Source organism: Synergistaceae bacterium, assembly GCA_031267575.1.
In the GTDB taxonomy this organism is placed as follows: Bacteria; Synergistota; Synergistia; order Synergistales; family Aminobacteriaceae; genus JAIRYN01.
In genome coordinates, this window is the sequence record JAIRYN010000051.1 from 53,975 (window position 1) to 77,124 (window position 23,150).

Below are 23,150 nucleotides of genomic sequence, written 5' to 3' on the forward strand. Positions count from 1 at the left end.
AAAAGTCGTGGGAGTGTAAGATCGACAAAGACAGCCGACTGAAACCGGTCTTACATCTTTTCCTTTAAGAGTGGATGTCCCTACTCTGAGAATATTTACAGCCGCCTTGATATCCCGATTGATATCCCGATTGATATCCCGGTCGTGTTCCGCCCCGCACCTCACGTTGATAAACCATAAAATGAATCATGAAACACATCCGCACAAAAAAGTCTCTGAAAAAAGTTTTGATCTTTTACAATAGAGTTATTTTGCAAAAACGTTCTGCTGAGACTATATATACCTTCTTCTATCGAAAAAAATTCCACTTGCTGAGACGACATGCTCATCAGCATGTAAATTCACTAACTGAGACTATCAAAAAGCGTACTTTTTGATAAAACCTCAGAATTGAAATTTGGACTCAAAATTTTGGAATAATTATGGTAGAATACTTAGGAAAAAATTAGCTATTTTGCTGTTGCTAACCAGTGATAGAGTGACTGTCAAAAAGTACACATTTTGATAGTTTCTTAGTGAATTTACATGCTGATGAGCATGTCATCTCGGCAAGTGGAGGTCTTGGTTAATTTGCATATCAATCCTATGCGGAAGGAATTATGCACCGGTTGCTGTGCTTGCGCAACTCGTTGTCCACGCCAATGCATCGCTATGCATGCGGATGAAGAGGGTTTTCTGTATCCTGTCACAAACGAGGAAAAGTGTGTGAAGTGTGGTGTCTGTGAATCTCTCTGTCCTGTATTCAATAAACCCTCAATATCGATAGATCCATTCAACGCGGTAGCGTTTGCTTGCGTTAACAAGAATCAAAATGTTCGATTGAAGAGTTCTTCCGGGGGTATTTTTTCATTGATTGCGGAGCGGGTATTGGCCAGTGGCGGGGTTGTTTTCGGGGTTGCTTTTGATGAGAATTTTCACGTTGAACATCGATATGCTGAAACGAGAGAAAACGCGATGGCGTTTCGGCAATCTAAGTATGTTCAGAGTTGGATCGGAGATGTTTATCGCCAGGTAGAAATTTTCTTAAAGCAAAGACGGCTGGTTTTATTTTGCGGGACTCCATGTCAAACGGCTGGGCTTCACGCTTATCTAGGCGGAACACATGATCTTTTGCTTACGCAGGATCTGATTTGTCACGGCGTTTCAAGCCCAAGGGTGTGGGAAAGCTATTTAGCGATGCATAAACGTAGAGCTGCTTCTGTTATAAAAGATGTGCATTTCCGAAATAAAAGCAGGGGATGGCGGCAAATTTCAGTAAAGATCACGTTCGAAAGCGGGAAAGAATATTGTCGAACATATAGCACAGATCTTTTTATGCGAGGTTTTCTGGCCGGGTTATATCTTCGGCCATCGTGCTACGCCTGTGCTTTTAAAACAATACACCGCCAAACGGATTTTACCTTGGCCGATTTTTGGGGGGTACAACATCTCTGCCCTGAGTTGGACGACAATAAAGGAACTTCACTTGTCTTTGTCAATACCTTGAAAGGCATAGATTTATTTAGATCTATTATGGATGACATGCTGGCCATGCCGGTGGATACCGTTAATTCGGCGCGATTTAACCCTTCCATGGAGCATTCAGCAGCCCTTCCTAAAGATAGAGGAATTTTTTTCGATAGGTTTCGTGAAGAAGGTATAGCCGCAGTCAAAGGTTTTTGCAAAATAACCCTATTGCGAAAGATAAAAACTTTTTTCAGAGACTTTTTTAGGCGGGTGTATTTCATGTTTCATTCCGGATTACCGGAAAAATAAGCTTAGATTCTTATCCGAAAAAGAAACAAGGTATGGTATTATGTTGTGGAAATAAATTGATTTTGAGGTAGTGGATCAAAAAATGTTGCATTGGAGGAGAGATTCAATAGACTACTTAAAAAATGTTTCAGATGTTTTATCTGTGATATGAAAATCAGCGCAATTATGGCGTATGCCAATCTTTTTGTAAATCTACTTTATCATGTATTGATTACTCCCGTTGTCATACGGTTGTACGGGCAAAGCGAATACGGAATATTCAGCGTATGTACCTCGGTGATTCAATATCTCAACCTCTTTCAATTCGGGTTCGGGACGACGTATATGCGTTACTTCATCAAGTTCGAACAGCAGGAGAATCAGCGCAAAGCTGAGGAACTTAACGGTATGTTCCTTTTAATTTATGCGATAATCATTGTTGTTGTGATTGTCGCAGGGATATTTCTTGTCGTAAACATAGAATCCGTTTTGGGTGAAAAAATTACCACCAGCGAATACGCTACGGCAAAAAAGCTCTTGGTTTTGATGCTTATCAATATGACGGTTACGTTGTCCACAACACAGTTTACAATCTTTGCAATGATCCGTGAAAAATTTGTTTTTCAAAAGGGACTCACTCTATGCGTCTCCGCGGTTAAGCCGTTCGCAGTACTTTTAATCGTTCTTTTAGGGTATAAATCCGTGGAGGTGACAATGTTCATAACTTTCTTGACATTGTTTTCCTCGGTCATTTCAGCCTGGTATTGCTTCGCAAGGTTAAAAATGAAATTTCGTTTCTCCGGTTTCGATATCCAACTCTTTTCGGAGATGAGTAGTTTTACATTTTTTATCTTCTTGCAGCAAATTATGGACATAATCAACTGGCAGATCGACAAATTTCTGGTAGCCCGATTTTGGGGAGCGAAAGAAGCGGCCGTTTATGCGGTAGGCGCACTTTTTTGTAACGTATATCTACAATTTTCCACGGCCATTACTCAACTGTTTGTGCCGAGGGCAAATAGAATCGTAGCACAAAAATTGGGAGATGAGCCTTTATCTGATTTGCTCATTAAAACAGGGCGAATCCAATTTTTCATTGTTACGTTTGTAATGCTTTCCTTTATTGTTTTCGGCCAAAGCGGGATACATTTTTTCGTGGGGAAAGGGTACGAGAACGTGTATTACGTGGGATTGTTTCTGATGCTCCCTCTCATAATGCCGCTATCGATGAACCTTGCCATCCACATCTTACGAGCGAAAGCAAAACACAAAGTACAATCTGTTATCTATATATTGGTAGCTTTTTTAAACTTCCTTGTCAGCATTCCCCTCTGTAGATTTTATGGCGAGGTAGGAGCTGCTTTTGGTACATTTATAGGAATGATTGTGGCAAATAACATTATCCAGATAATATATATTCAAAAAGTCGGCGGCCTTGATATAAAACGATGGTTCAGAGAAATTTTTTCAATTTGCCAGTCTTTTGTGATCCCAATAGTCGTCGGAATGTTTATAATGATATTTATAGATACTATGTACATTCCTGCATTTCTGGTATCAGGAGTTTTTTTTACAATGGTGTATATGGGCTCGGCATGGCGTTTGGGGATGAACGCAGAAGAAAAAAAGATCATTTCTACTTCTATTGGAATCATATTTAAAAACGTAGGTAAAAAATGAATGCCGACGATTGCGGATATTTTGGGCAGCGGATATTTTGGGCAGTGGGACAAATCTGTTGAAATCTGTTGAAATCTGTTGAAGTTGAAATCTGTTGAAATTGGAGAGAACGTGAAAAAATTGGGAATGTCTCTATTACAATAGACCGCGGTCCCCGCTTTGCGAATAGCGCGGTCCGCGGAGGAGTCTTCGAATTTATCCGTTGATAAATTTTTTGATGCAGTCCACCACTCGTATAACGTCATCTTCCTCCATCAGCGGGAAAAGCGGTAAAGAAATCGCGCTCTCGTAAAAACGCTCCGCCTCTGGAAAGTCGCCTTTCTTGTAGTTGAAGCGCTTTTTATAATAAGGATGCAGTGGAACAGGTGGGTAATGTACCTGGAGCCGGACGTCGTTTTCGGCCAGATAAGAAAAAAGCGCGCCTCGAATCTCCGGGGATACGCGAATGGGGAAAAGATGATAGGCGTGTCCGTCGTTGGCCGGCGGCTGTAAAACACCCCGCAACCCTGCTATGAGTCCCCGATAGAGAGCCACCAGCTCGTGTCTTTTTCCGAGAAAAGCGTCGAGACGCTTCAACTGACTCAGTCCCAGCGCACAGTGAATGTCCGATAGGCGATAGTTGTAGCCTAGAGTGAGCATCTCGCTATGCCAGGGGCCATCCGCGGCTTCCGTAAATTGAGCGGGGTCTCGAGTGATGCCATGGTTGCGGAAAAGTCTCAAGCGCTTGGCAAAGGCATCTTGATTGGTCGCAACCGCCCCTCCCTCGCCGGTGGTGATCTGCTTCACCGGGTGGAAGCTGAAAGCCGTCATATCCGCGTCGTAACCAATCTTATGAGGAGAATTGTAGTTCCGATAGCTTCCCCGGTATCCGCCCAAAGCGTGGCAGGCATCCTCGATCAAAACCGCGCCATACTCTTGGGCCATAAACTTGAAGGGCTCAATGTCGAAAGGGTAACCCGCGAAACTGACGGGAAGGATTACCTTGATCTTTCGAGGCAGTTCTTCAAGCTTCCGTTCCGCCTTGATGGGATCCATACAGAGCGTCCCGCGATCAATATCCGCGAAAACAGGCTCCGCCCCTACGTAAAGCGCCGCGTTTGCCGTCGCCGCAAAGGTCAAGGGCGTGGTCAACAGCCAGTCTCCTTCTTTTAATCCAGCCGCCGCCACGGCGCCATGTAACGCGGCGGTTCCACTAGAAAACACAATGACATGGCGTACTCCGATGTACTCCGCCAATGCTTTTTCGAAACGATCAACGACGGGTCCTTGTGTGAGCCAGTCTCCCTGCAGAGCTTCTGTCACCTCGGAGATATCGTCACAGTCGATCCACTGTCGTCCGTAAGATAAGGACTTCAACTTTCCAACCTCCCATGAATAAGCAATTTGTTCTATTCTTCCAATCTATTCTTCCAATCTATTTTTCCAACTCTATTCTTCCAACACTATTCTTCGAATCTATTTTTCCAAAGTCACCAGAGAGCCGCTGATCCAGCCTTGCTTGTCGCCTACCTCGTAGCGAATCCGGTACCAGGTGCTACCATCTCTAGCCGCACCTTTCTCCAAAACCCAAAAACGGTCTCCATTGGTTCCCCATCCAATGATATTATCATTGCGAGAGGTATCGGGAGCAGAGCGTAGCCTCACACTTCGGCCTGAGACAACACCGCGTTGAAGTCCTTCTTCTATCTTTTGGTTCCGTCGAGGGGAAACCTCTATGATCATCACATCCGGCTCCTGAGGGGTCGAGGGAGAAACGGAATCAAGGTCGCCCATATCAGGTAACGAAAAGATCCGCGCGTCCAGAGGAGGTAAAACAGGTTCTGCGTATGAAGCGGTTTCCGGAGCGGGAGGGAGAGATGAAACCTCCAACCCCGAAAGGACATTCAACAACGATTCCCCGGACACGATACGTTCGGGCAAAGAAAACTCGGACAAGGGTAAATCGGAAGAAAGATTATTAGAAGAAAGATTAGAAGAAAGCGCTGGAGAAGTTGACCCTTGCTGAACGTTTTTTTCGCTTCCGGCGACAACGGTCATCGACGGAAGAATCACGCTGGGCACGAGATCCGATGCCAGATTTGGCTCTTCCGAGAAAAAAAGAGCCAAAATCCACTGCCGCCCCGCCTGAACGTAAGAACCTCCAAAACTTTCGGGCCAGTTGGGGATAGCTAGAATAGCGCCAAATGTAAGAAAAACAATCAAGAACACGCTCGTCAAAAAACAACCGCATCCTTTAGACTTCTCTTCTTCTTCTTTCTCTTCTTTCTCTTCTTCTCTCTCTTTCTCTTCCTCTTCTTTCTCCTGCGGGCGAGTGACAATATCAATGCCCCCCTCCCTGAGGGCGTTGAGGCGAGCAACGCGATACTCATTTTCTGTAATATAACTCGCCTGCAACAAATCTTGAAGCTCGTCCAGGCGATCTTTCGTTCCCTTCATGTCTCTTACTTCTTTTATTTCCATGAGAGCAACTCCTCGAAAAATAGTCTGGAAAAAGTTTTACCTCTTTTTGAATAAATTGTCGAGCCCTTTTCGGAGTTGATTCTGGACTTCCTCTTCTATTTGCTTCTCTATTTGTTTTTCCGGCGACTTAGGAGACTGTTCTCCTTGCTGCGAGTTCTGGTTTTGCGACTCTTGAACATCTCGCGGCTGCACCGTGTCTGGTTTTTTGGTCGGAATGATCACGTCAATGATCTTTTCTTTGAGGATATCCTCGGGTTTCACGGGATTCTCTGAGGAAACAGCAGGGGATGCCGCAGGTTTTTCCTTCGCTTGTGTCGAGGACGGACCCACTTTCCCCAAGGAGATCGACGGTTTCTCGAAGGTGCCGGCTACCTTGACGGTGACGTCGCGAAAATCCGCTTCTTTGCTTTGTTCTCTTCCACCGCTAATCGCGCCTTTCAGGGCGGATTCGAGATTTTTCCCGCTGAAAACGTTCTGAAGATTGCCGCCTTTGAGCAAAGCCTCAATGCCACTCGTAGCCCCTCCCAACAGCGCGTTGATCAACTGGAAGTTCACATTAAGATCGGCCGTGAAATTGATTTTTTTATCGAAAGTGATTACGCCGTCTTCGGCAAGTTTGGCGCTTTTATACACTGGATCGTTGGCAGGGGGAACGACCGAGGTCCCCTTGCCAACCACGAGCTTGTCCATCGCGAGCCGCAAGGGCGCGGTGACTTTAGTGTAACGGATGCCTTCCACCCCATAAAGGGCACTCAGCAGGTTCAAACCGGAAAAACCGGTGATACTGCCCTCACCCATATCGAACTGTCCGCTGCCGGAGTAAGAAAACTTGCCGGCTGCGCTCCCGTCGATCTTCAGAGACAGATTGCCCTTGCCCGTGATCTTACCGGAAAGCCCTCCCGCCGCGTCCTGGACCAGTGTGTTCACGTCCACACCGCTGACCTTCAGTGTGTCGCTGAACTTCAGACTCTTTAAGTCGAAGGTCAGGTTGTTCGACACCTTTCCGCCATAGAGATCCAGGGCTCCCCCTGTCGATTTCACAGAACCGCCCCCAGAGAACCACTCCAGCGACAAGGGGAAAGATAAATTGCTCGTTTTGATACCAAAAGCCGTGACTGCGGTGGACCGAAGGCTGCCGGCTCCGCTGACGCCCTTGCTCGTGGATTTGACGGCAAGCTTCAGATCTGTTTTACCCGTCACTTGTCCTTTCAGGTCAGGCATCCCTGCCATCAAAGCCGCCAGGTCCAACCCGTCTCCCGCCACGTCGATATCCACCCCAAAGGGATCAGTCAGAGAGACGGTCCCTTTGGCGGAAAGAGGAGCACCCCCCAGATTGGCTTTGAACTCGTTGATTTTGATGGTCTTTGTGTTTCCCGACAGATTCGCTGCGAGCCCCGTCAGAGCCACTCCCTCGACGGAAACGCTCGGAACCTGTGCTGTAAAGGAAATCGCGGGATTGGAGGAGGGACCCGTCACGCTGGCTTTCCCAGAAAGAACGCCTGTGAGGTCCACACCTAGGCCTCCTGTTCGGGCCAAGGGCGCTAGGTCCAGTTGTTGAAACTCGAAAGCCAGATTCAGCGAGGCATCTTTTCCTGGGGACCCCATCGCCACCGTTCCTCCTCCTCGAACCGAACCTTCACCGCTTTTGGCCGAGACATTTTCAAGCCGCACTTGCTGACCATTCTTCCGAAGAAGGGCGGAAAGATTCTGCAACCCCACTCCTCCGGCGGCGATGGAAGCGGCTTTGAAGGAGAGATCGACCTTATCGAGTTTTGTTAGGTCTCCGGCCAGAGCCGTGGAGATCTCTAGATTTTTCGCGTCCACCAAGCCAAAAGCCGAGAGGGCTGGCGATGAAGCCAACAGGTCGATCTGGGGCTGAGGCAAATTGCCTCTGATTCTCACCCCCGCGTTGATAGTTCCCTGTAACTTGTAGTCAGCCAGATCGGGAACAAACTGTTTCAGGTTCTCCGGCTTAAAAGCCAGTTGGGCCGTCATATCTATTGTCGGCGTACTGGAGGACAAGGGTCCCAGCGTACCGCTGGCCTCGATGGGCAAGCCGTTCCAACTGCCGCTGCTTTTCCTCAATGTGAATCTGTCTTTGTCGTATGCGAAGGACAAAGAGGGTTTATCCAGAGTGTAGCCCGCAGCGGTAAATTTGGGACTGCTCAGGCTGCCGCTCAGCGAGGGGGAGGTGGGTTTGCCCTTGATGGCTAGATCGGCGGTGAGAAGCCCTGCGAGACCGTACTTTTTCCCGTCTGGGATCAAATCATCTACCTTCTTGATGTCCAGGTTCAGCAATTTCGCGGTCAAGTCCAGGTTCGCGCTGGTTAAGATCGACCCGATGGTTCCTTGTATGTAGGCCTGAGAGCCTTCCAGAACGAACTTACCGTTGAGGGTCGCTTTGTCGCTTTTTGCCAGCTTGATCTGGACGGCGAAGTTCTCGATACGTTTTCCAAGAAGGAGAATGTTTGGAGCCGAGAGTTCCACCGCGCCCGAAAGAGCGTTGGTCGGTCCTTGAATGTTGACCGAGAAGCGCTCCACCTTGCCGCCGACCTTTCCTAATCCAGGATAGAGTTTAGCCAGCTCCGCAAGAGGGGTATCGCCGCCCCTCAACTTGATCATAACGGAGGGCGTCTGGTTGTCTCGTACTGCCAGAGCGGCCTCACCCTCGATGGGAATGCCCAAAGACGTCACCCTCACGTTCTCCGCACTGAGCCGCGTGTTAGCGTACCGGAGTTGAGCGTCGATGGTCTCGACGGGGTATCCCCCTAGCTTGGAACCTTTAAAAGCCACGTTCGCCGCTATCAACAGATTGCTTCCAGCTCCCTCTACCGTAAAGCTCAAGTTCAGATTTCCGTCGTAGTCCTCCGTGGACAGAAAGTCAGGCCAAAAGGCGGTGAGTTCCGAAACGTCCAGGCCCGTGATTGATCCTTGAAAATCGAGAGGCACTCCCTCCGCTCCAGTCAGGCCCACGTTGCCGGATGTGGTGACGAGCCCCTTACCCAAGCGAAGCTCCGCCTTGTTGACGCCGACGGCTGTTTGCTGAATATCCACGTCCGCTATTCCCTTTACGGGAACCGCATTGACGGCACCGTTCAGAGTGACGTTCATCCGAGATCCGTTGATGGCGGCTTCAATTTCAGTTACGTCCACCGCGCCCCACTTGGAGGTGAAACGGCTGCTCAGAAGGCTGACGCGGTCAATGGGAAGTTCGCCCCCGTCCGAAGAACTCTGAAACTGGATTTTAGAGATTTCCTCGACAAAACGGTCCAGGTCCATCTCCACGCCGCTCACCGCCAGTCGCGCCAAACGGGGAGAAGCTCGAAAAAGGGACGCGAAATTGATGCTTGCTTGAAGGGTTTGGGCTGAAAACAGCGTCGTCTCCTGGTCGGATGGTGTCTTCTCTTGGTCGGATGTGTCGGATGTGTCGGATGTGTCGGATGGGGAAGACGGCGCCGAGGCGAGGGTTATGCCGTTGAAGGTATAACCTCGCACGGGGTTTCCGCTCGCACCGTGAATGGCAAGAAGCATCCCCGTCTGCTCCTTTACCGTTTTCGCCACCATGCCCGCCACCACCCCCCCGCCGATGTCGACGGTGGCGAGTACCCCTATCCCCACGGCGGCGATTCCCAGCAGCGCCAGGAGGACACACGCGAAGATCCTGCTCCTTGCGTACTTTTTTCTCAAAACCGATTTTTTTGAAGAAGATCTTGTGGAAGATCTTGTGGAAGATCTTGGAGACCTCGGCGATATCGAACGCTTGTCCACCAGATTCCCTCCTTGTTTTGTATTCTGGAAGTTCCAATGTCATTATACGGCGATTTTCGGCAGTCGGGTACGCCGTTTCAAATAAAAATCGAGCGTACATGTTTCTCATACGCTCGATTTTTGGGGGTTTGAAAATGTGTTGCGGCTAAAACTTGATAAAAATTATAGCGTCGGCACCGAGAGTCCTTTTTCCTTATAATATTTCGCCGCGCCGGGGTGAACCGTCACAGCTGCGGCGTCCAGCGCCTTGTCGAGGGAAACCAACTGCGCTTTATCATGAACGGGTCTCAGTTCGTCGAGATTCTCGAAAATAGCTTTGGTAATGTTGTATACCAAATCCTCCGATAGTTCTGCGTCACAGACCAACACCGCTAGAACGGCGGGAGTTGCCGTGTCGTGGTCCACACCCTTGTAGGTTCCGGCCGGGATCACGTCTTTCGTGAAGAAAGGGTATTCCTTAGTCAGGTTATTCAGCAGTTCATCATCGAAAGCCACCAATTCGATGTTTTTCTGGGCCGCCAAGGCCATAACCGCCGCCGCCGGGAACCCCGATAGAACGAAACCCGCGTCCATTTGTCCGTCCTGAATCCGTTCAGCGGTGTTGGCAAAGTCAAGGAAGTCCGTGTTCATGTCTCCATATTTGATGCCGGCCACGGATAAAATGAGTCCGACGCTATCCGCCGTTCCCGATCCCGGCGCGCCCACGGAAACGCGTTTGCCTTTGAGGTCGGAGAGGGTTTTGACACCGCTGTCTTTGGTCGATATGCACTGCACGTGTTCAGGATAAAGAGAGGCAATCATTTGAAGGTTTTTGACGGGTGTGTTGAAAGGTTTTTCTCCTTTGACCGCGCGAAAAGCCACATCATTCTGCACCAAGGCCAAGGTCACTTCATGCTCCGCGATCAGGTTGATATTGGCCGCCGAGGCGTTACTGGCTTCGGCCGTAGCTTTCACGTTCGGCACATGAGTGGAAATAACCTGAGCCAAGCCTCCGCCCAGAGGATAATAGACCCCCGCCACTCCACCGGTCGCTATGGACAAGAATGTCTCCTCCGCTCCTTCCGCGTCAGCCAGACATCCCGCTCCCAATAAAAATCCCACCAACAACAAAACCGTACACTTCTTCATATAAAACACCCCTTCTTTTTCGAATCAACCTCTTCGAATCAACCTCGAATGATCTCGAGCGCTCCGGTCCACATGGTCTTCGCGCTGTCCGCCACCGCTAAATTGGCCTCGTAAGCGCGACTAGCCACCAACATATCCGTCATCTCCCGCACTAGACTGACATTGGGAAAAGCGACATAGCCATCTTCGTTGGCGTCGGGATGCTCCGGCTGATAAGCGAGACGCGGTGGAGTCTGGTCCTCCGCGACTTCAAACACTCGTACTCCACCGATATCTTCATAGCCGCCGACGGTTTTATCCAGCATCTCCGCGAAAACCGGAACTTTCCTTTTGTAGGGACCGCCGGCCAAAGTCCTTGTCGTGTTGATGTTCGCCAAATTAGACGAAACAGTGTCCATCCACAACCGATGTGCCGTCAAAGCGCTACCCGCTATTTCCATACTCTCAAAGATTTTCATGACACGATCCTCATTTTTCGTTATTGTAATTTATTTTTAGACTTTTATCAAATTATTTTCAGTCATTCTTGAGCATTCTTGAGTCATTCTTCGGTCATTCTTCTGATCGTTTAAAATCATACTTACTTCACATTACCTGCCGCTGATGACGCTCCTGTAGTTGGCCAGTTTTCTGGCCGCCAAACGGCTCATCGCCCCGTACATCATGCGAGTCTCTGCCAGGACTGCCATTTCCCGCTCAGGATCCACATTGTTACCGTCGAGCCTGTAAACCTCGTCCTTGATTTTCAGCTCCGCGGGCGTTACGTCCTTCACCGAGGCGGGACGCGTGGGAATATGCCTGGTGTCCGTCACGATCATTTTCAACTTTCCCGTGGAGTTCATTACATCACGCAACTCGTCCTCGAAAGACATATTACGGCGTTCGTACCCTGGCGTATTCGCGTTAGCCAAGTTCCGAGACGTGATCTTGAAACGTTTTGCCAACCCTTCCATGTCCTTTTCAATAACATTCCACGTAAAATCTCCCAACATAAATCTCGCCTCCCTGATTGTTTCTCGGTAAAAAAAAGGTTCCTCTTTAACGAGGAACCTTTTATATTCAGCCTATTATATTCAACCTAGCGATTTTGATAAAACTTCGATAAAACTTCAGTAAGTTACCCGAGCTGATGTTGCCGAACCCAATTCTTCTACAAAGAGAGGAATCAAAACTTTGATATAGGTTCCCTTCATTCCAAGGCTGCGGCTCTCGATCAATCCCGCACTTTCGAGCTTACGAAGCGCGTTGACGATAACGCTCCGGGTCACACCCACCCGATCAGCCACCTTGCTGGCGATCGCAACGCCTTCTTCTCCCCCCAGCTCGGCCATGATGTGCTTCATGGACTCCATCTCGGAGTAGGAAAGTGCTCGCATTGCTTTTTGCACCGAGATTTTGTCACGGGAACGCTCCTCAATATTTTTGCTCCTGTCGCCCATCATTTCCATACTCACCAGAGTTCCCGCGTACTCCGCCAGAAACATGTCCTTAAGGGTGAAAGATTGCTCTGAACGCGTCAATACCAGTGTACCCAGACGGTTGGTAGCCACTTCAAAGAAGAGGGGAACGCACATAAGGTGGCTTTCCGAACCTGCGTTTTTGTCCAACAGATAAATATCCTCGTCATCGATCTCTGACTCGCGAAAACGGTTCACTTTTTCGAGAAACTTCCTCGGCAGGTATTCCTCTTCTTCTCCATCGAGAAGAACTTCCGAACCGTAATCTGAAACCCAGGCATGACCTAGAACCTTGCCATCTCTGCTTATAATATACGCATCGGTCTCCAAAAATTCAGACAACCACTTGACCAACATGGCATAATCCAGCATCTCTCCTTCTCTCCGATTTTGAAGAGCGCGACTTATCTGTCGAGTTTTTTCGAGCAGCCCCTCCAAAAATTCCTCGTTCATTTCACCTTCTGGGGCCCACTTTACATTGTCGGCCTTACTCTGTGCTTTCCTGCTCATGCCTATGCCTCCTCTACCTCAAGTGATCTCTCTTTGCTCTTACTGCCATGTTCTTACTGCACATAATGATTTTCTCTTTCTCTCCTCGTCTTCTATCGCTTTTTACATAATTCTCCTTTTGCGACGTAACGTTCAAAATGCCTTTCAAAACACGCGAAAAATATCGAAATAAATCTTTTCATACGTAAATAGGTTAAGCGATTATTCTTTCTGCTCTTTGTTATAGTAAATAAAAAATAATTCTAAACTTTTTGTTAAAAAATAATAAATGTTTTTTTTACAAAAGGTAACGGCGAATGTCCCTATTTTCAACTAACGGATTTAACCTAGTGTGAACAAAATCCGCGTCGATTTTGATCGAGGAGCGCGGTTCGTCGCAGACCGAAAAACTGATCTCCTCCAGGAGCTGCTCCAACATTGTGTGTAAGCGCCGTGCGCCGATGTCCTCCATTTCGTTGTTCATGGTGTTGGCCAGTACGGCTATCTCACGTGTGGCCTCGTCGGAAAAGAGCAGTTCCGTCCCCTCCGTGCCGATCAGAGCGATGTACTGCTTCAGGAGGCTGTTTTCAGGTTCTGTGAGGATCTGCCGCAAGTTCTCCCAACTCAAAGGTTGTAGCTCCACGCGGATCGGGAAACGTCCCTGAAGTTCGGGGATCAAATCCGAGGGCTTCACGCCGGTGAAAGCGCCCGCAGCGATAAAGAGAATATGGTCTGTCTTGACTGGGCCGTAACGAGTCTGCACCACCGACCCCTCCACGATAGGCAGAAGGTCTCTTTGCACTCCCTCACGACTGACGTCGGGGCTGGATCCTCCACCGCCCTTGGCGACGATTTTATCGATTTCATCCAGGAAAATAATGCCGTCTTCTTGAGCCTTTTCCATGGCTTCCTGAGACAAAACCTCGGTGTCGATCAATTTTTCGGCTTCTTCGGCCGAGAGAATGCGTCGCGCTTCGGAGACCTTCATCCTGCGTTTTTTGGACTTTTTGGGTAACATACCCCCCAGAATCTCGCTGAGATTGATTCCCATGGAATCCATACCAGAGGCCCCCAGGATAGGAATCCCCACTACGGAGCTCTCCGAAACCTCGACATCGATCTCTCTGTCCTCCAAGCGCCCCTCTTTCAACATCATCAAAAGTTTGGCGCGGGTGCTGTCGTTTTTCTGGGTCTCCTCGGAAGGCAGATCCTCGTCTCCACGATCATCAGAGCTTTCCGCGGTCCCGAAGACTCTCATGATATCTGGAACGGAAAATTTTCTGTCGCTTCGTGGCAACATCGCGTCGACCAAACGCTGTTCAGCCCGCTCCTTGGCATGGTCCTGTACTTCTATCAACATGCGCTTTCTGACCATAGCCACGGCGGATTCCATCAGGTCCCGCACCATTGACTCCACATCTCGTCCCACATAGCCGACCTCCGTGAACTTCGTGGCTTCCACCTTGACAAAAGGAGCCTGAACTAGAGCGGCGAGTCTGCGGGCGATCTCCGTTTTACCGACGCCAGTGGGACCCACCATGAGAATATTTTTGGGGCTGATCTCCCGAGCCATGTCAGAGGGCAGCTTCTTGCGTCTTACTCTGTTGCGAAGCGCGACAGCCACAGCGCGCTTCGCCTTGTCTTGTCCCACAATATAACGATCCAGATACTCTACGACGCTGGAAGGGGTCAAAGCCGCATCCCCAGATAGGGGTGCACTCAGAGTTTTCTTGTCGTTCATTCCACTCACTCCCCCAACACCTCCAGCGTCACCACGTTGTCGGTGTAAATACATATCTCCGAGGCGATCTCAATTGACCGCTTGGCAATTCGTGACGGAGGCCAATCCGTCACCTCACGGAGGGCGCGAGCCGCAGCCAGGGCATAGCCGGAACCCGAACCGATGGCAGACACATCCCCTTCGGGCTCGATAATGTCCCCCGCTCCACTTAAAAGCAGCGTCACGTCGCGGTTCGCCACCAGCATCATCGCCTCCAAGCGGCGCAGGGCCTTGTCCATACGCCACTCCTTCACCAGCTCAATTGCGCTTTTCATCAGATCTCCCTTGCACTGCTCAAGGCGGTTTTCAAAACGCTCCAAAAGCGTCATCGCATCAGCCGTACTTCCGGCGAACCCCGCCAAAACTGTTCCATTGTAAAGTCTGCGGACTTTTTTGGCGTTGGACTTGATGATCTGGGCGCCCAACGTCACCTGTCCGTCCCCCGCCATGGCCACCTCTTTCCCGAATCTCACGCTCACTATTGTCGTTCCCTCAAACAGAATCTTCATCTCCCATTGCAAGATCGGTTCGCGGATGATGGGCTATATAACTCTCCTTCATCCAGGAAGCCCTGATCGTCAGATATATCTGCGTCGTAGCCATACTATGCGCCGTCAAAGACTTTCCTTGTCGTCCGGCAAAAACGGGCCCGCTTTCCCACCGGCTCCGAGACTGTTGTTCAAGGTGGTCCATAAACTACCTCAAATCCCCTCATACATATCCACCTCATACATACTCATACATAATTGATGAAAGTAGCGCGGAGGCGAATTTGTCTTTGATATATTTAGAAAGTCGACAATTTTTTTTCTATTCATCTGCCCATCTTAATGGTTTCGTCTTTAAATGCAACCCGCCTATTTTCTATATTTTATTCTACGTTTTGTATTTGTTCGCGTATACGTTCAAGACAGGATTTCGCGTCCACGATCATCCAGCGAAACTTTGCGTCGCCCACCTTGGAGCCCATCGTATTGATCTCTCGGTTCATCTCTTGAATCAAAAAGTCGAGCTTTCTCCCCTCGGACTCCGTGCCCGACGCCGTCTCTCTGAATTTCGAGATGTGGCTGGCAAGGCGCGCCAGTTCCTCAGAAACGTCCCACTTGTCCGCGAGAAGGGTGACCTCCTGGGCGACGCGATTTTGATCGATTTCCAGACCGAAACGCTCCATGACCTTCTCTATGCGGGTCTTCAACGTCTCCAACGCCTCGGAGGAAGCTGTTTTCCACCGTGCTGCAAGGGCGCGGACCACTCCTTCGAACTCCTGGAGGTCCGACTGGACGGCCGCCTCCAGCTTCGCGCCTTCGTATTTTTTCATTTCTATTAGAGCCTCCACCACCGCCGCGATGAGAAGCCCCCAGGCTCCCTTTTCCTCTTCTCCTTCCTTTTCGCCGTTTTCGCCGTTTTCGCCGCCGACTCGCGAGGCATCGCAAACGCCGGGCAGAGTCAGAAAAAGGGCCAGGTCGGAAAGGGACGGGCTACTCGTCAACCCGAACGCCTCTTGCAGGCAGTTGCAGTATGAGCGCAAGACTTCCACATCCAGCCTTCCCGCTTTGCACCCGCTGGCCCAATCGATCTCTGCGCTTAGGCGAATTTTGCCCCTTCTCAGAGAGGTACGTAACAATGAGACGATCAACGCCTCAATAGAGAAAAGTTCCTTTGGCAATCGAACACTGAGCTCCTGATAGCGATGATTCACCGAGGTCAACTCAAAGGTAACCGTGCCCCAGGGAAAAACGCGAGAGGCGCGGCCGAAACCAGTCATGCTCAAAAACATGTCGTCCTCCAATCCAGCGCCAGTCGAGTCAGTAATAAAAATCGACCGGCGCTTTAAGAAATCTTTTTATACAAAAAATTTTGTCTTTAACAATTTGTCTTTAACAATTTGTCTTTAACAAATGGAAAAAGCGTTTTTTTAGGAAGGCAATAGGAAAACAAAACGAGAGGCGTTTCAGTTTCCAATTTCAGTTTCCAATTTCAGTTTCAATTGGCGCTCGTTTCGCTCACGAGCTGGCGGCCTCAAGAGCGAGCAGGGAATTTCTCAGGTCCGTCATGATTTTATCACGGGCTCCTTTGCTTTTATAAAACTCAGGGTCGAAACTCAGTGGCTTCCCGAAAGTCACGGTTATTTTCTTGGGCTTGATTATGCTGGAGCCCGGCGACATGGCGTCGTAGGTCCCTTTGACAAACGCGGGCAAAATAACCGCCTCCGCGTGAGCGGCGATCAAACCCACCCCTCCTTCCAAGGGTTGTAATTTCCCACTTGAAGACCGAGCCCCCTCCGGGAAAATGAGGACGTCCTGCCCTTCTTTCAAAAATTTGAAAAAACCCTTGAGAGCTGCTGCTGCTGCTGCTTTGTCGGCCCGTGAAACGGGAACAGCGCCCAAAATCCGTATAATGCGTCCAAAAAGAAATGGGCGAAAGAGTTCTTCCTTGGCGAAATAACGCAAACGGCGGGGAAAAGCCACGCCCACAATTAAAGGATCTAAGTTGCTGCAATGATTACAGGCGACAATGACATTTTTGCCTTTCGGAAGGGGTTCCGTCCACTTGATGGCAAGGCGATTATACAGCAGGAAAAAAAACTGAAAAAACATCCGCACTACGAAGTAAAACATATTCTCGAACCTCACCGGCTCACCTTCTTTTTTGCTTCTTCTTTTTTGCTTTTGCTTCTTCTTTTTTGCTTATAGTGTCGAACCACGGAACGGGCAAAGGCCCTTTTTAGGCGAAATCTTGCGTGATCCGACTCCGTATGATAAAAGCCAGTTCGTTCACAACCTTGTTTTCTTCCATCGAGGAGGTGTCGATCCGAATAGCCCCTCTGGGTTCTCGCAGGGGCGCGATCTCGCGATGACTATCGGTCCGGTCTCGTTCGTACATCTGACGCACTACGTCTTGATAGACGACAGCCTCTCCCCTTCCCAAAAGCTCTTGATAACGGCGCTTCGCCCTAGCCTCTAGAGAAGCGGTCAAAAAAAACTTTATATCCGCGTCTGGAAAAACGACACTACCTGTATCGCGTCCCTCCGCAATCAGCGCTCCATCCTTCGCCTGGTTTCGTTGCAGGTTCAGCAGAGCGTTTCGTACGGTTTCAAGGGCCGCGTACCGGGAGACAATACAATCCACATTTTGAGAGCGTATAAACTGAGTCACCTCTTCACCGTTGACGAAAAGGCTTTCCCCCTCGATACGAACGCCTATGGATGTCACGTTCTCCTTCAGTGCCGGGCCTTCGCTGGGAACGACGCCTTTTTTATCCAAAAAATAGGCGACAGCGCGGTAAATAGCCCCCGTGTCCAGGTAGCGGATGTTCAATAGTTTGGCCAAACGCTTGGCTACCGAACTTTTTCCCGCTCCCGCGGGGCCGTCCACAGTGACAACAAAGCTCATCTACAGTTCCCTCATGTCTGCCATTTCCTGCGCCGCCTGTCCCGCAAAATCGACTAGTTCCGACATGAGGACTTCGTAGTTCTCGATACCCAGGCGCTCGATGGGTTCCGGGTAGACATAGTTTTGCAATCCGTCCGCCCCGATCCCAATTCCCATCATCAAGCACATGGAATTAGCCACGGTGACAACGTCCACCACAGACTGAAATTTTGCTTTGTCAGGCAGCAAGTCGTTAGGTCTGTGATGCAACAACGTCGAATAATAATAGGCTTCGGGAAGATCCCACCGCTCCACCAAAAGAGAACCCACCACGGAATGGTCGAAGCCCAGAACCCTCACCTCGGCGTCGATGAAGGGGATGCGCTCTTCCTCCACCAGCTTTAGGATGATGCCGTACCCGAAGCGCACGTAGTCGTTCAACACCACTTTGCCGATGTCGTGAAGGAGCCCCCCCACATAGGCTTCCTCTGGCGGAACTTTTTTCGTCGCCTGGGCGATATACCGAGCGGCGTAGGCCGTCGTCAATGAATGGCGCCATAGGTCTCCACGGTCGAGAGCATAACCCGAAAGCCCCTTGTCCATAACAGAATAAACCGTAGCGGCAAGAACAATATTGCTGATGTTCTTATAGCCCAGAAGCGCGATAGCCTCCGAAATATCGGAGATGTTCCTCGACATGCCATAAGCAGCCGAGTTAGCCAATTTCAACGTGCGGAGGACTAAACCTTCATCCCTAGACAGGCTTGCGCCCACGTCCGAAGCACTACTGGCGGGGTCGTTGAGTTTTCGTAGCGTTTCTACCACAAATTGAGGAAATGACTTAATTTCTTTCATCTTATTGATGATACGTGTTTTAATCAGCTCTCTCGAACGTTCGTCTATTTCACTCATCGGTGCGTCCTCCTTGCGCAAGGGCTAAACTGATCCGCCTTTAAATATTCTAGTGCACAGGTCGGAAAAAGACAATTCTACAAACTCGCCCAATTGCAGCTTCTTCAGAATCAGATATCCTACCTTGCGCCTAACCAAAACCAACACGCTGAACCCGGCCAGCTTCGCCATAGTACGAACTTCCCGCTTCAATCCCTCGCCGACGACAACACGCAACCACCTCCCCTGGGGCTCTTTCCACATCGTCTCCACCTCGATAGGTTTCACGAGTTTTCCCTCTATCTCGAATCCCGATCTCCAGCGCTTCAATTGCTTGTGGTTAATCTCCAAGTTCAAAAGAATTTCGTATTCTTTCGTCACATTCTTGGAAGGATGTTGAATGCTCTGGGCAAAAGAACCGTCGTTGGTCAAGATTAACAGTCCTTCACTGTCCCTGTCCAGTCGCCCCACCGGAAATACTCGGGCGTTTTTCATCTCCTGGGGCAATAAACCCACCACCACGGGGTCGTATTTGTCGGTGACAGCGCACACCACCCCCGGAGGCTTGTTCATCGCCAGGTAGACCTTCGGAAGCGCTTCCAGGTTTTTCCCTTGGTATTCCACCATGTCCACTCCTGGCGTTACGGACAGATACGGGGCCAAGACGATCTTACCATTGACGCGTATCTCCCCGTTCAGGATCAACTGTTCCGCCTTACGCCTGGAGGATACGCCGCACTCGGCCAAAAACGCGTTAAGACGCATCGGTTTGCCCCACATCGGTGTCTTTCTCCGCTATCTCGGTTACCCCGGCTGCCTCCGCCTCCTCCGGGTCGGCCCCTAGTTCATCCAGCTCTTTCAACGTGGGGAGATCCGCAACGGCTCCGAGGCCGAAAATTTCGAGAAATCGGCCGGTGGTGCGATAGAGGAGCGGAGAACCACTGGCCTTCTTTCGCCCCGATATACGAATGAGTCCGTGAGACAAAAGTGTCTCTATGACTCGTTCACATCGCACACCCCGCAAGTCCTCTACCTCGCTTCGCGTGACGGGTTGATTGTAGGCGACCACCGAAAGAGTCTCGACCGCCGCCTTGCTGAGCTTAATCCGCCCTCGCTGAGTAGTGTCCCGGAAAAGTGCCATCACCTCCGCGAAATGGGGATTGGTCTCCAAAAGCCACCCCCCCGCCAAGACCTTTAGGACGAGCCCATGCCCTGAGGCGAGGTGCTCTTCCAGCTCCCTCAGAGCGGAGGTGATCTCCTGTCCTGAAAGGCCAAAAACGGCCTTCAACTCGCTCTCTGGAACGGGCGTGGAGGCGAGAAAGAGCAACGCCTCAATTTGCGCGGCCAAAACTGACAGCGATTTCGGGTCAACGGTCTTTCGCGAGGATCCTGACATCGGAAAAAAGAGCGTCCTGTTCTATCGTGACTTTACCCATGCGGCACATCTCCAGAACGGCCAGCAAGGTCACCACCAACACCTTGACGGACGGGGACAAGGCCCATAAAACGTTGAGCGAAAGCTGAGAACCCACGGCCAGCTTGTTCTCCAACTCCGCGATGCGGCTTTGAATCTGGGATTCTTCGGGCAGAGCTTCGGGCATCCCGTCCCATTCTTCTTCGATATCCTCATCCTCGGAGGCGAAACTGGACAAAGCGGGACGAGCCGCCTTTTTCTCCAGCAGTCCCCACCAGACGCGGCTGAGAAAATAAAGATCTCCAATGTCGTAAGTGGGTTCACCCTGATAGGCCTCCTCTTTGGGTACGGTACGCCGATAATAGCGGTTTTCGCGCGTCTTCCGCTCCTCCAACCAAGCAGTCGCCAAGCGATAGGGGCGGTATCGCGTCAGGCGTTCGAGCAGCTCTTCTCCGCTTATTTCCAGGTCCGCGTCTCCGCTTGTGCTCTCCTCGAAAAGTCCCTCCGGGGTAGACAGAGGGGTCGGCAGAAGAGAAAGGGTTTTGTGCAACAAAAGCCGCGCCATCATAAAGAAAAACTCTGACAACGTGTCCATCGAAGCCTTTTTTGTTTTTGAAAGATACGCTCCGTAAATACGCACCAACTGCGTCATTTTGATCTTGGATGCCTGCATCTGGCGGTTTTCCACCAGGTGACACAACAAATCCAGAGGGCCGGAAAACCCCTCAATGACAATCTCGACAATTTCCTTCGGCATAAGTTCCTCGAATACCCCTCAACGAATCAGCGGGAGCAGCCCCATAGCGGGGTAGATTTCCTCCATGGTCTCCCTAGCCACGATCTCCGCCTGTTTTCCTCCCTCCGCCAAAATATCGGTCAAAACAGCGGGGTCTTTTTCGTACCGAAGACGCCGCTCACGCATCGGTTCCATCATCACCACAAGATGGGTATTGAGCATTTTCTTGCAATCGACGCAGCCGATCCCCGCGGTGCGGCAACCCTTGTCGATTTCCGCCCGCTGTTCGGCGTCTTTGTTGAAAACCTTCTGGATATCCCACACGGGGCACTTTTCCGGGTCGCCAGGGTCCGTGCGCTTTTCCCGTGCCGGGTCTGTGAGCATGGTCCGAAGTTTGTCCCACATGGACTTGGTGTCCTCTGAAATGTAGAGAGAGTTACCATAGGACTTGCTCATCTTCCTCCCGTCGGTGCCGGGAACTTTTGGAGTGAGCGTCAAAATGGTCTGAGGCTCGGGCAGGATCTTCTCTCCGAAAAAATGGTTGAAACGCCGCGCGATTTCGCGGGCCAACTCCATGTGCGCGCTCTGGTCTTCCCCCACCGGAACCTTGTCCGCCTTGTACAGCAGGATGTCCGCGGCCATCAGGACGGGATAGCCCAAAAAAGCGTAGGTACTCAGGTCTTTGCTCTGAAGGTTTTGGATCTGTTCTTTATAAGTGGGGACTCGGTAAAGCCAACCCAAGGGCGTGATCATCCCCAACGCGAGAGCCAGCTCCGCGTGCTGAGGTACGTGAGATTGGACGAAAAGACAGCTTTTCTCGGGGTCGAGCCCCACAGAGAGCCAGTCCAGTAAAATACTCATGCAGTTCTGACGCGTTTTGCTCGAATCCGCGTAGTCGGACATCAGGGCGTGCCAGTCCGCGACACTGTAAAAACACTCGTACTGCTCCTGAAGGTCCACCCAGTTCGTCAAAGCCCCCGCCAAGTGTCCAAGATGCAGCGGCCCGGTGGGTCTCATGCCGCTGAAAACTCTGCCCTTGCTTTTTTGTCTGCTTTCCTTGTTCATTTCAACAACCACGTTCATTTCAACAACCACCTTGTTTAGATTAAATGAAGCCGGATTAAATTAAGATTGACTAAATTAAGATTGAGGCTAACGAGAAAAATCCGAGAAAAATCGCATTTTGAATAACTTGACGCGTTTTGATATAAATTGAATATAAATTAAATATAAATAAATATAAATTGAATAGATAAAGATGATCTCGCTGTCGTCTTAAAGACGCAAAGGCGTGTCGAGCGCTCTGCAATCGAGAAGCATTAGCTCTAGATCTCCTGGGACCGACAGATACCACGCTAGCTCCACCAAGGTCACGCTTTCCATTTCTCCGTGATCGACGATGGCCACCGGAAGCCCAGCGCGTAGGCAATCAATGATATCGTGGTATTTCATGTCCGCCGTAACGTAGAGGTCTGCTTTCATGGCCAGGGCTTTGGGCCACAAATTTCCTCCCGAACCTCCACACAACGCGATCCGCGTGACATTGCCATCCACCGGGCCGTAATAGTCGAGCCACGTCAAGTTCCACGCTCTTTTCACCCTGTCGAGGACCTCGCGAATGGAGGTTTCTGCGGCCAGGTCTCCCACGGCTCCCGCCCCCCCCACTTCCTCCTTGGCTTGAACGAGCTTGGCTTGAACGAGGGGAGTGATAGTGTTCAGCCTGAGTTTTTTGGCCAACACCCGGCTGACGCCGCTCTCCGCGTTGTCCCAGTTGGTGTGGGCTGTCAATACCACCATTTCTCCCTTGATCGCCATCTGTATCGTTCTCCCCAGGGTGGAGGACAGGTCGATGCTGTGAGTGGGCTTGAAAAAAAGCGGATGATGGGTGAGTATGCCTTGACATCCCTTGCGGAAGGCTTCTTCCATTGCATCAGGCAGAGGGTCTAGCGTGAGCCCCAGATGATGAATATCCCATTCAGTATCTCCCACCATCAGCCCCACATTGTCCCATTCCTCCGCCAACCGGAACGGGGCGATAGCATCGATTCTCGCAAGGATATCCCGGACTTTCACGTACCCCACCTCATTCGATAAAAATATCCATAACTCCAAACCTTTCTGGTCGGCATTGGTCAGAAGTTCTCCCGCGTCACGTCCAGTTCAGGTCTCATATTTCTTAATTATACATCTACACGAAAAAGGCCGCTCTCCCAGAGAAAAGGGGCGGGCGACCTTCGTTTT

The 23,150-nt window shown here is 50.3% G+C and carries 20 protein-coding genes; 2 read left to right on the forward strand and 18 right to left on the reverse strand.

Annotation, left to right across the window (positions count from 1 at the left end; translation table 11 throughout):
- Window positions 1–651 precede the first annotated feature (651 nt).
- Together LBJ36_08330 and LBJ36_08335 are read left to right on the forward strand one after the other, a co-directional pair.
- Window positions 652–1,755: a Coenzyme F420 hydrogenase/dehydrogenase, beta subunit C-terminal domain gene (locus LBJ36_08330; GenBank protein ID MDR1379045.1), complete on the forward strand. Its 1,104-nt coding sequence runs from the start codon at window positions 652–654 to the stop codon at window positions 1,753–1,755.
- A 147-nt stretch (window positions 1,756–1,902) separates the two neighbouring features.
- Window positions 1,903–3,414, forward strand: coding sequence for an oligosaccharide flippase family protein (locus LBJ36_08335; protein MDR1379046.1), 1,512 nt, complete (start codon window positions 1,903–1,905; stop codon window positions 3,412–3,414).
- 195 nt (window positions 3,415–3,609) lie between these two features.
- On the opposite strand, the gene pseC is transcribed toward LBJ36_08335, so the two are convergent.
- From pseC to LBJ36_08425, 18 genes are all read right to left on the reverse strand, one after another.
- On the reverse strand, window positions 3,610–4,770 hold the full coding sequence (gene pseC / locus LBJ36_08340; protein MDR1379047.1) for a UDP-4-amino-4,6-dideoxy-N-acetyl-beta-L-altrosamine transaminase: 1,161 nt from the start codon (window positions 4,768–4,770) through the stop codon (window positions 3,610–3,612).
- Between the two features lie 99 nt (window positions 4,771–4,869).
- Window positions 4,870–5,874, reverse strand: a complete 1,005-nt coding sequence (locus LBJ36_08345; protein MDR1379048.1) for an SH3 domain-containing protein — start codon at window positions 5,872–5,874, stop codon at window positions 4,870–4,872.
- 36 nt (window positions 5,875–5,910) lie between these two features.
- On the reverse strand, window positions 5,911–9,561 hold the full coding sequence (locus LBJ36_08350) for a hypothetical protein (GenBank protein MDR1379049.1): 3,651 nt from the start codon (window positions 9,559–9,561) through the stop codon (window positions 5,911–5,913).
- A 243-nt stretch (window positions 9,562–9,804) separates the two neighbouring features.
- Window positions 9,805–10,770, reverse strand: coding sequence for a TAXI family TRAP transporter solute-binding subunit (locus LBJ36_08355; protein MDR1379050.1), 966 nt, complete (start codon window positions 10,768–10,770; stop codon window positions 9,805–9,807).
- A gap of 38 nt (window positions 10,771–10,808) precedes the next feature.
- The gene (gene flgC / locus LBJ36_08360; protein MDR1379051.1) at window positions 10,809–11,228 is read right to left on the reverse strand and encodes a flagellar basal body rod protein FlgC; all 420 of its coding nucleotides are present in this window, start codon (window positions 11,226–11,228) and stop codon (window positions 10,809–10,811) included.
- A 132-nt stretch (window positions 11,229–11,360) separates the two neighbouring features.
- Window positions 11,361–11,762 (reverse strand): flagellar basal body rod protein FlgB, encoded by a 402-nt coding sequence (gene flgB / locus LBJ36_08365; GenBank protein MDR1379052.1) that lies wholly within the window; start codon window positions 11,760–11,762, stop codon window positions 11,361–11,363.
- A gap of 117 nt (window positions 11,763–11,879) precedes the next feature.
- The gene (gene codY, locus LBJ36_08370; protein MDR1379053.1) at window positions 11,880–12,737 is read right to left on the reverse strand and encodes a GTP-sensing pleiotropic transcriptional regulator CodY; all 858 of its coding nucleotides are present in this window, start codon (window positions 12,735–12,737) and stop codon (window positions 11,880–11,882) included.
- Window positions 12,738–13,014: 277 nt separating this feature from the next.
- Window positions 13,015–14,457 carry an ATP-dependent protease ATPase subunit HslU gene (hslU, locus tag LBJ36_08375; GenBank protein MDR1379054.1) on the reverse strand — a complete coding sequence of 481 codons (1,443 nt, stop codon included), beginning with the start codon at window positions 14,455–14,457 and terminating at the stop codon, window positions 13,015–13,017.
- A 5-nt stretch (window positions 14,458–14,462) separates the two neighbouring features.
- Entirely contained in the window at window positions 14,463–15,005 is a 543-nt protein-coding gene (gene hslV / locus LBJ36_08380; GenBank protein MDR1379055.1) for an ATP-dependent protease subunit HslV, read from the reverse strand.
- Between the two features lie 362 nt (window positions 15,006–15,367).
- Window positions 15,368–16,273, reverse strand: a complete 906-nt coding sequence (locus LBJ36_08385) for a YicC family protein (GenBank protein ID MDR1379056.1) — start codon at window positions 16,271–16,273, stop codon at window positions 15,368–15,370.
- Window positions 16,274–16,499: 226 nt separating this feature from the next.
- On the reverse strand, window positions 16,500–17,129 hold the full coding sequence (locus LBJ36_08390; protein ID MDR1379057.1) for a 1-acyl-sn-glycerol-3-phosphate acyltransferase: 630 nt from the start codon (window positions 17,127–17,129) through the stop codon (window positions 16,500–16,502).
- Between the two features lie 91 nt (window positions 17,130–17,220).
- Window positions 17,221–17,889 carry a (d)CMP kinase gene (gene cmk / locus LBJ36_08395; protein ID MDR1379058.1) on the reverse strand — a complete coding sequence of 223 codons (669 nt, stop codon included), beginning with the start codon at window positions 17,887–17,889 and terminating at the stop codon, window positions 17,221–17,223.
- Window positions 17,890–18,780: an HDOD domain-containing protein gene (locus LBJ36_08400; GenBank protein MDR1379059.1), complete on the reverse strand. Its 891-nt coding sequence runs from the start codon at window positions 18,778–18,780 to the stop codon at window positions 17,890–17,892.
- A 24-nt stretch (window positions 18,781–18,804) separates the two neighbouring features.
- Window positions 18,805–19,539 (reverse strand): pseudouridine synthase, encoded by a 735-nt coding sequence (locus tag LBJ36_08405; protein MDR1379060.1) that lies wholly within the window; start codon window positions 19,537–19,539, stop codon window positions 18,805–18,807.
- Window positions 19,514–20,155, reverse strand: a complete 642-nt coding sequence (gene scpB / locus LBJ36_08410) for an SMC-Scp complex subunit ScpB (GenBank protein MDR1379061.1) — start codon at window positions 20,153–20,155, stop codon at window positions 19,514–19,516. The genes LBJ36_08405 and scpB overlap by 26 nt, the downstream gene beginning before the upstream one ends.
- Window positions 20,127–20,930 carry a segregation/condensation protein A gene (locus LBJ36_08415; protein MDR1379062.1) on the reverse strand — a complete coding sequence of 268 codons (804 nt, stop codon included), beginning with the start codon at window positions 20,928–20,930 and terminating at the stop codon, window positions 20,127–20,129. Before LBJ36_08415 ends, scpB begins: the two co-directional genes overlap by 29 nt.
- Window positions 20,931–20,948: 18 nt before the next feature.
- Window positions 20,949–21,992, reverse strand: coding sequence for a tryptophan--tRNA ligase (trpS, locus tag LBJ36_08420; GenBank protein MDR1379063.1), 1,044 nt, complete (start codon window positions 21,990–21,992; stop codon window positions 20,949–20,951).
- Between the two features lie 192 nt (window positions 21,993–22,184).
- Entirely contained in the window at window positions 22,185–22,991 is an 807-nt protein-coding gene (locus LBJ36_08425; protein ID MDR1379064.1) for a Nif3-like dinuclear metal center hexameric protein, read from the reverse strand.
- Window positions 22,992–23,150 lie beyond the last annotated feature (159 nt).

What these genes read in the sequence shown, in the direction of transcription:
- flgB (MDR1379052.1), bottom strand. Translation starts at nt 11,762, where the DNA reads ATGTTGGGAGATTTTACGTGGAATGTTATTGAAAAGGACATGGAAGGG.
- hslV (MDR1379055.1), bottom strand. Translation starts at nt 15,005, where the DNA reads ATGAAGATTCTGTTTGAGGGAACGACAATAGTGAGCGTGAGATTCGGG.
- LBJ36_08335 (MDR1379046.1), top strand. Translation starts at nt 1,903, where the DNA reads ATGAAAATCAGCGCAATTATGGCGTATGCCAATCTTTTTGTAAATCTA.
- LBJ36_08400 (MDR1379059.1), bottom strand. Translation starts at nt 18,780, where the DNA reads ATGAGTGAAATAGACGAACGTTCGAGAGAGCTGATTAAAACACGTATC.
- LBJ36_08330 (MDR1379045.1), top strand. Translation starts at nt 652, where the DNA reads ATGCATGCGGATGAAGAGGGTTTTCTGTATCCTGTCACAAACGAGGAA.
- LBJ36_08415 (MDR1379062.1), bottom strand. Translation starts at nt 20,930, where the DNA reads ATGCCGAAGGAAATTGTCGAGATTGTCATTGAGGGGTTTTCCGGCCCT.
- LBJ36_08405 (MDR1379060.1), bottom strand. Translation starts at nt 19,539, where the DNA reads ATGTGGGGCAAACCGATGCGTCTTAACGCGTTTTTGGCCGAGTGCGGC.
- LBJ36_08385 (MDR1379056.1), bottom strand. Translation starts at nt 16,273, where the DNA reads ATGTTTTTGAGCATGACTGGTTTCGGCCGCGCCTCTCGCGTTTTTCCC.
- hslU (MDR1379054.1), bottom strand. Translation starts at nt 14,457, where the DNA reads ATGAACGACAAGAAAACTCTGAGTGCACCCCTATCTGGGGATGCGGCT.
- flgC (MDR1379051.1), bottom strand. Translation starts at nt 11,228, where the DNA reads ATGAAAATCTTTGAGAGTATGGAAATAGCGGGTAGCGCTTTGACGGCA.
- scpB (MDR1379061.1), bottom strand. Translation starts at nt 20,155, where the DNA reads ATGTCAGGATCCTCGCGAAAGACCGTTGACCCGAAATCGCTGTCAGTT.
- trpS (MDR1379063.1), bottom strand. Translation starts at nt 21,992, where the DNA reads ATGAACGTGGTTGTTGAAATGAACAAGGAAAGCAGACAAAAAAGCAAG.
- cmk (MDR1379058.1), bottom strand. Translation starts at nt 17,889, where the DNA reads ATGAGCTTTGTTGTCACTGTGGACGGCCCCGCGGGAGCGGGAAAAAGT.
- codY (MDR1379053.1), bottom strand. Translation starts at nt 12,737, where the DNA reads ATGAGCAGGAAAGCACAGAGTAAGGCCGACAATGTAAAGTGGGCCCCA.
- LBJ36_08345 (MDR1379048.1), bottom strand. Translation starts at nt 5,874, where the DNA reads ATGGAAATAAAAGAAGTAAGAGACATGAAGGGAACGAAAGATCGCCTG.
- LBJ36_08355 (MDR1379050.1), bottom strand. Translation starts at nt 10,770, where the DNA reads ATGAAGAAGTGTACGGTTTTGTTGTTGGTGGGATTTTTATTGGGAGCG.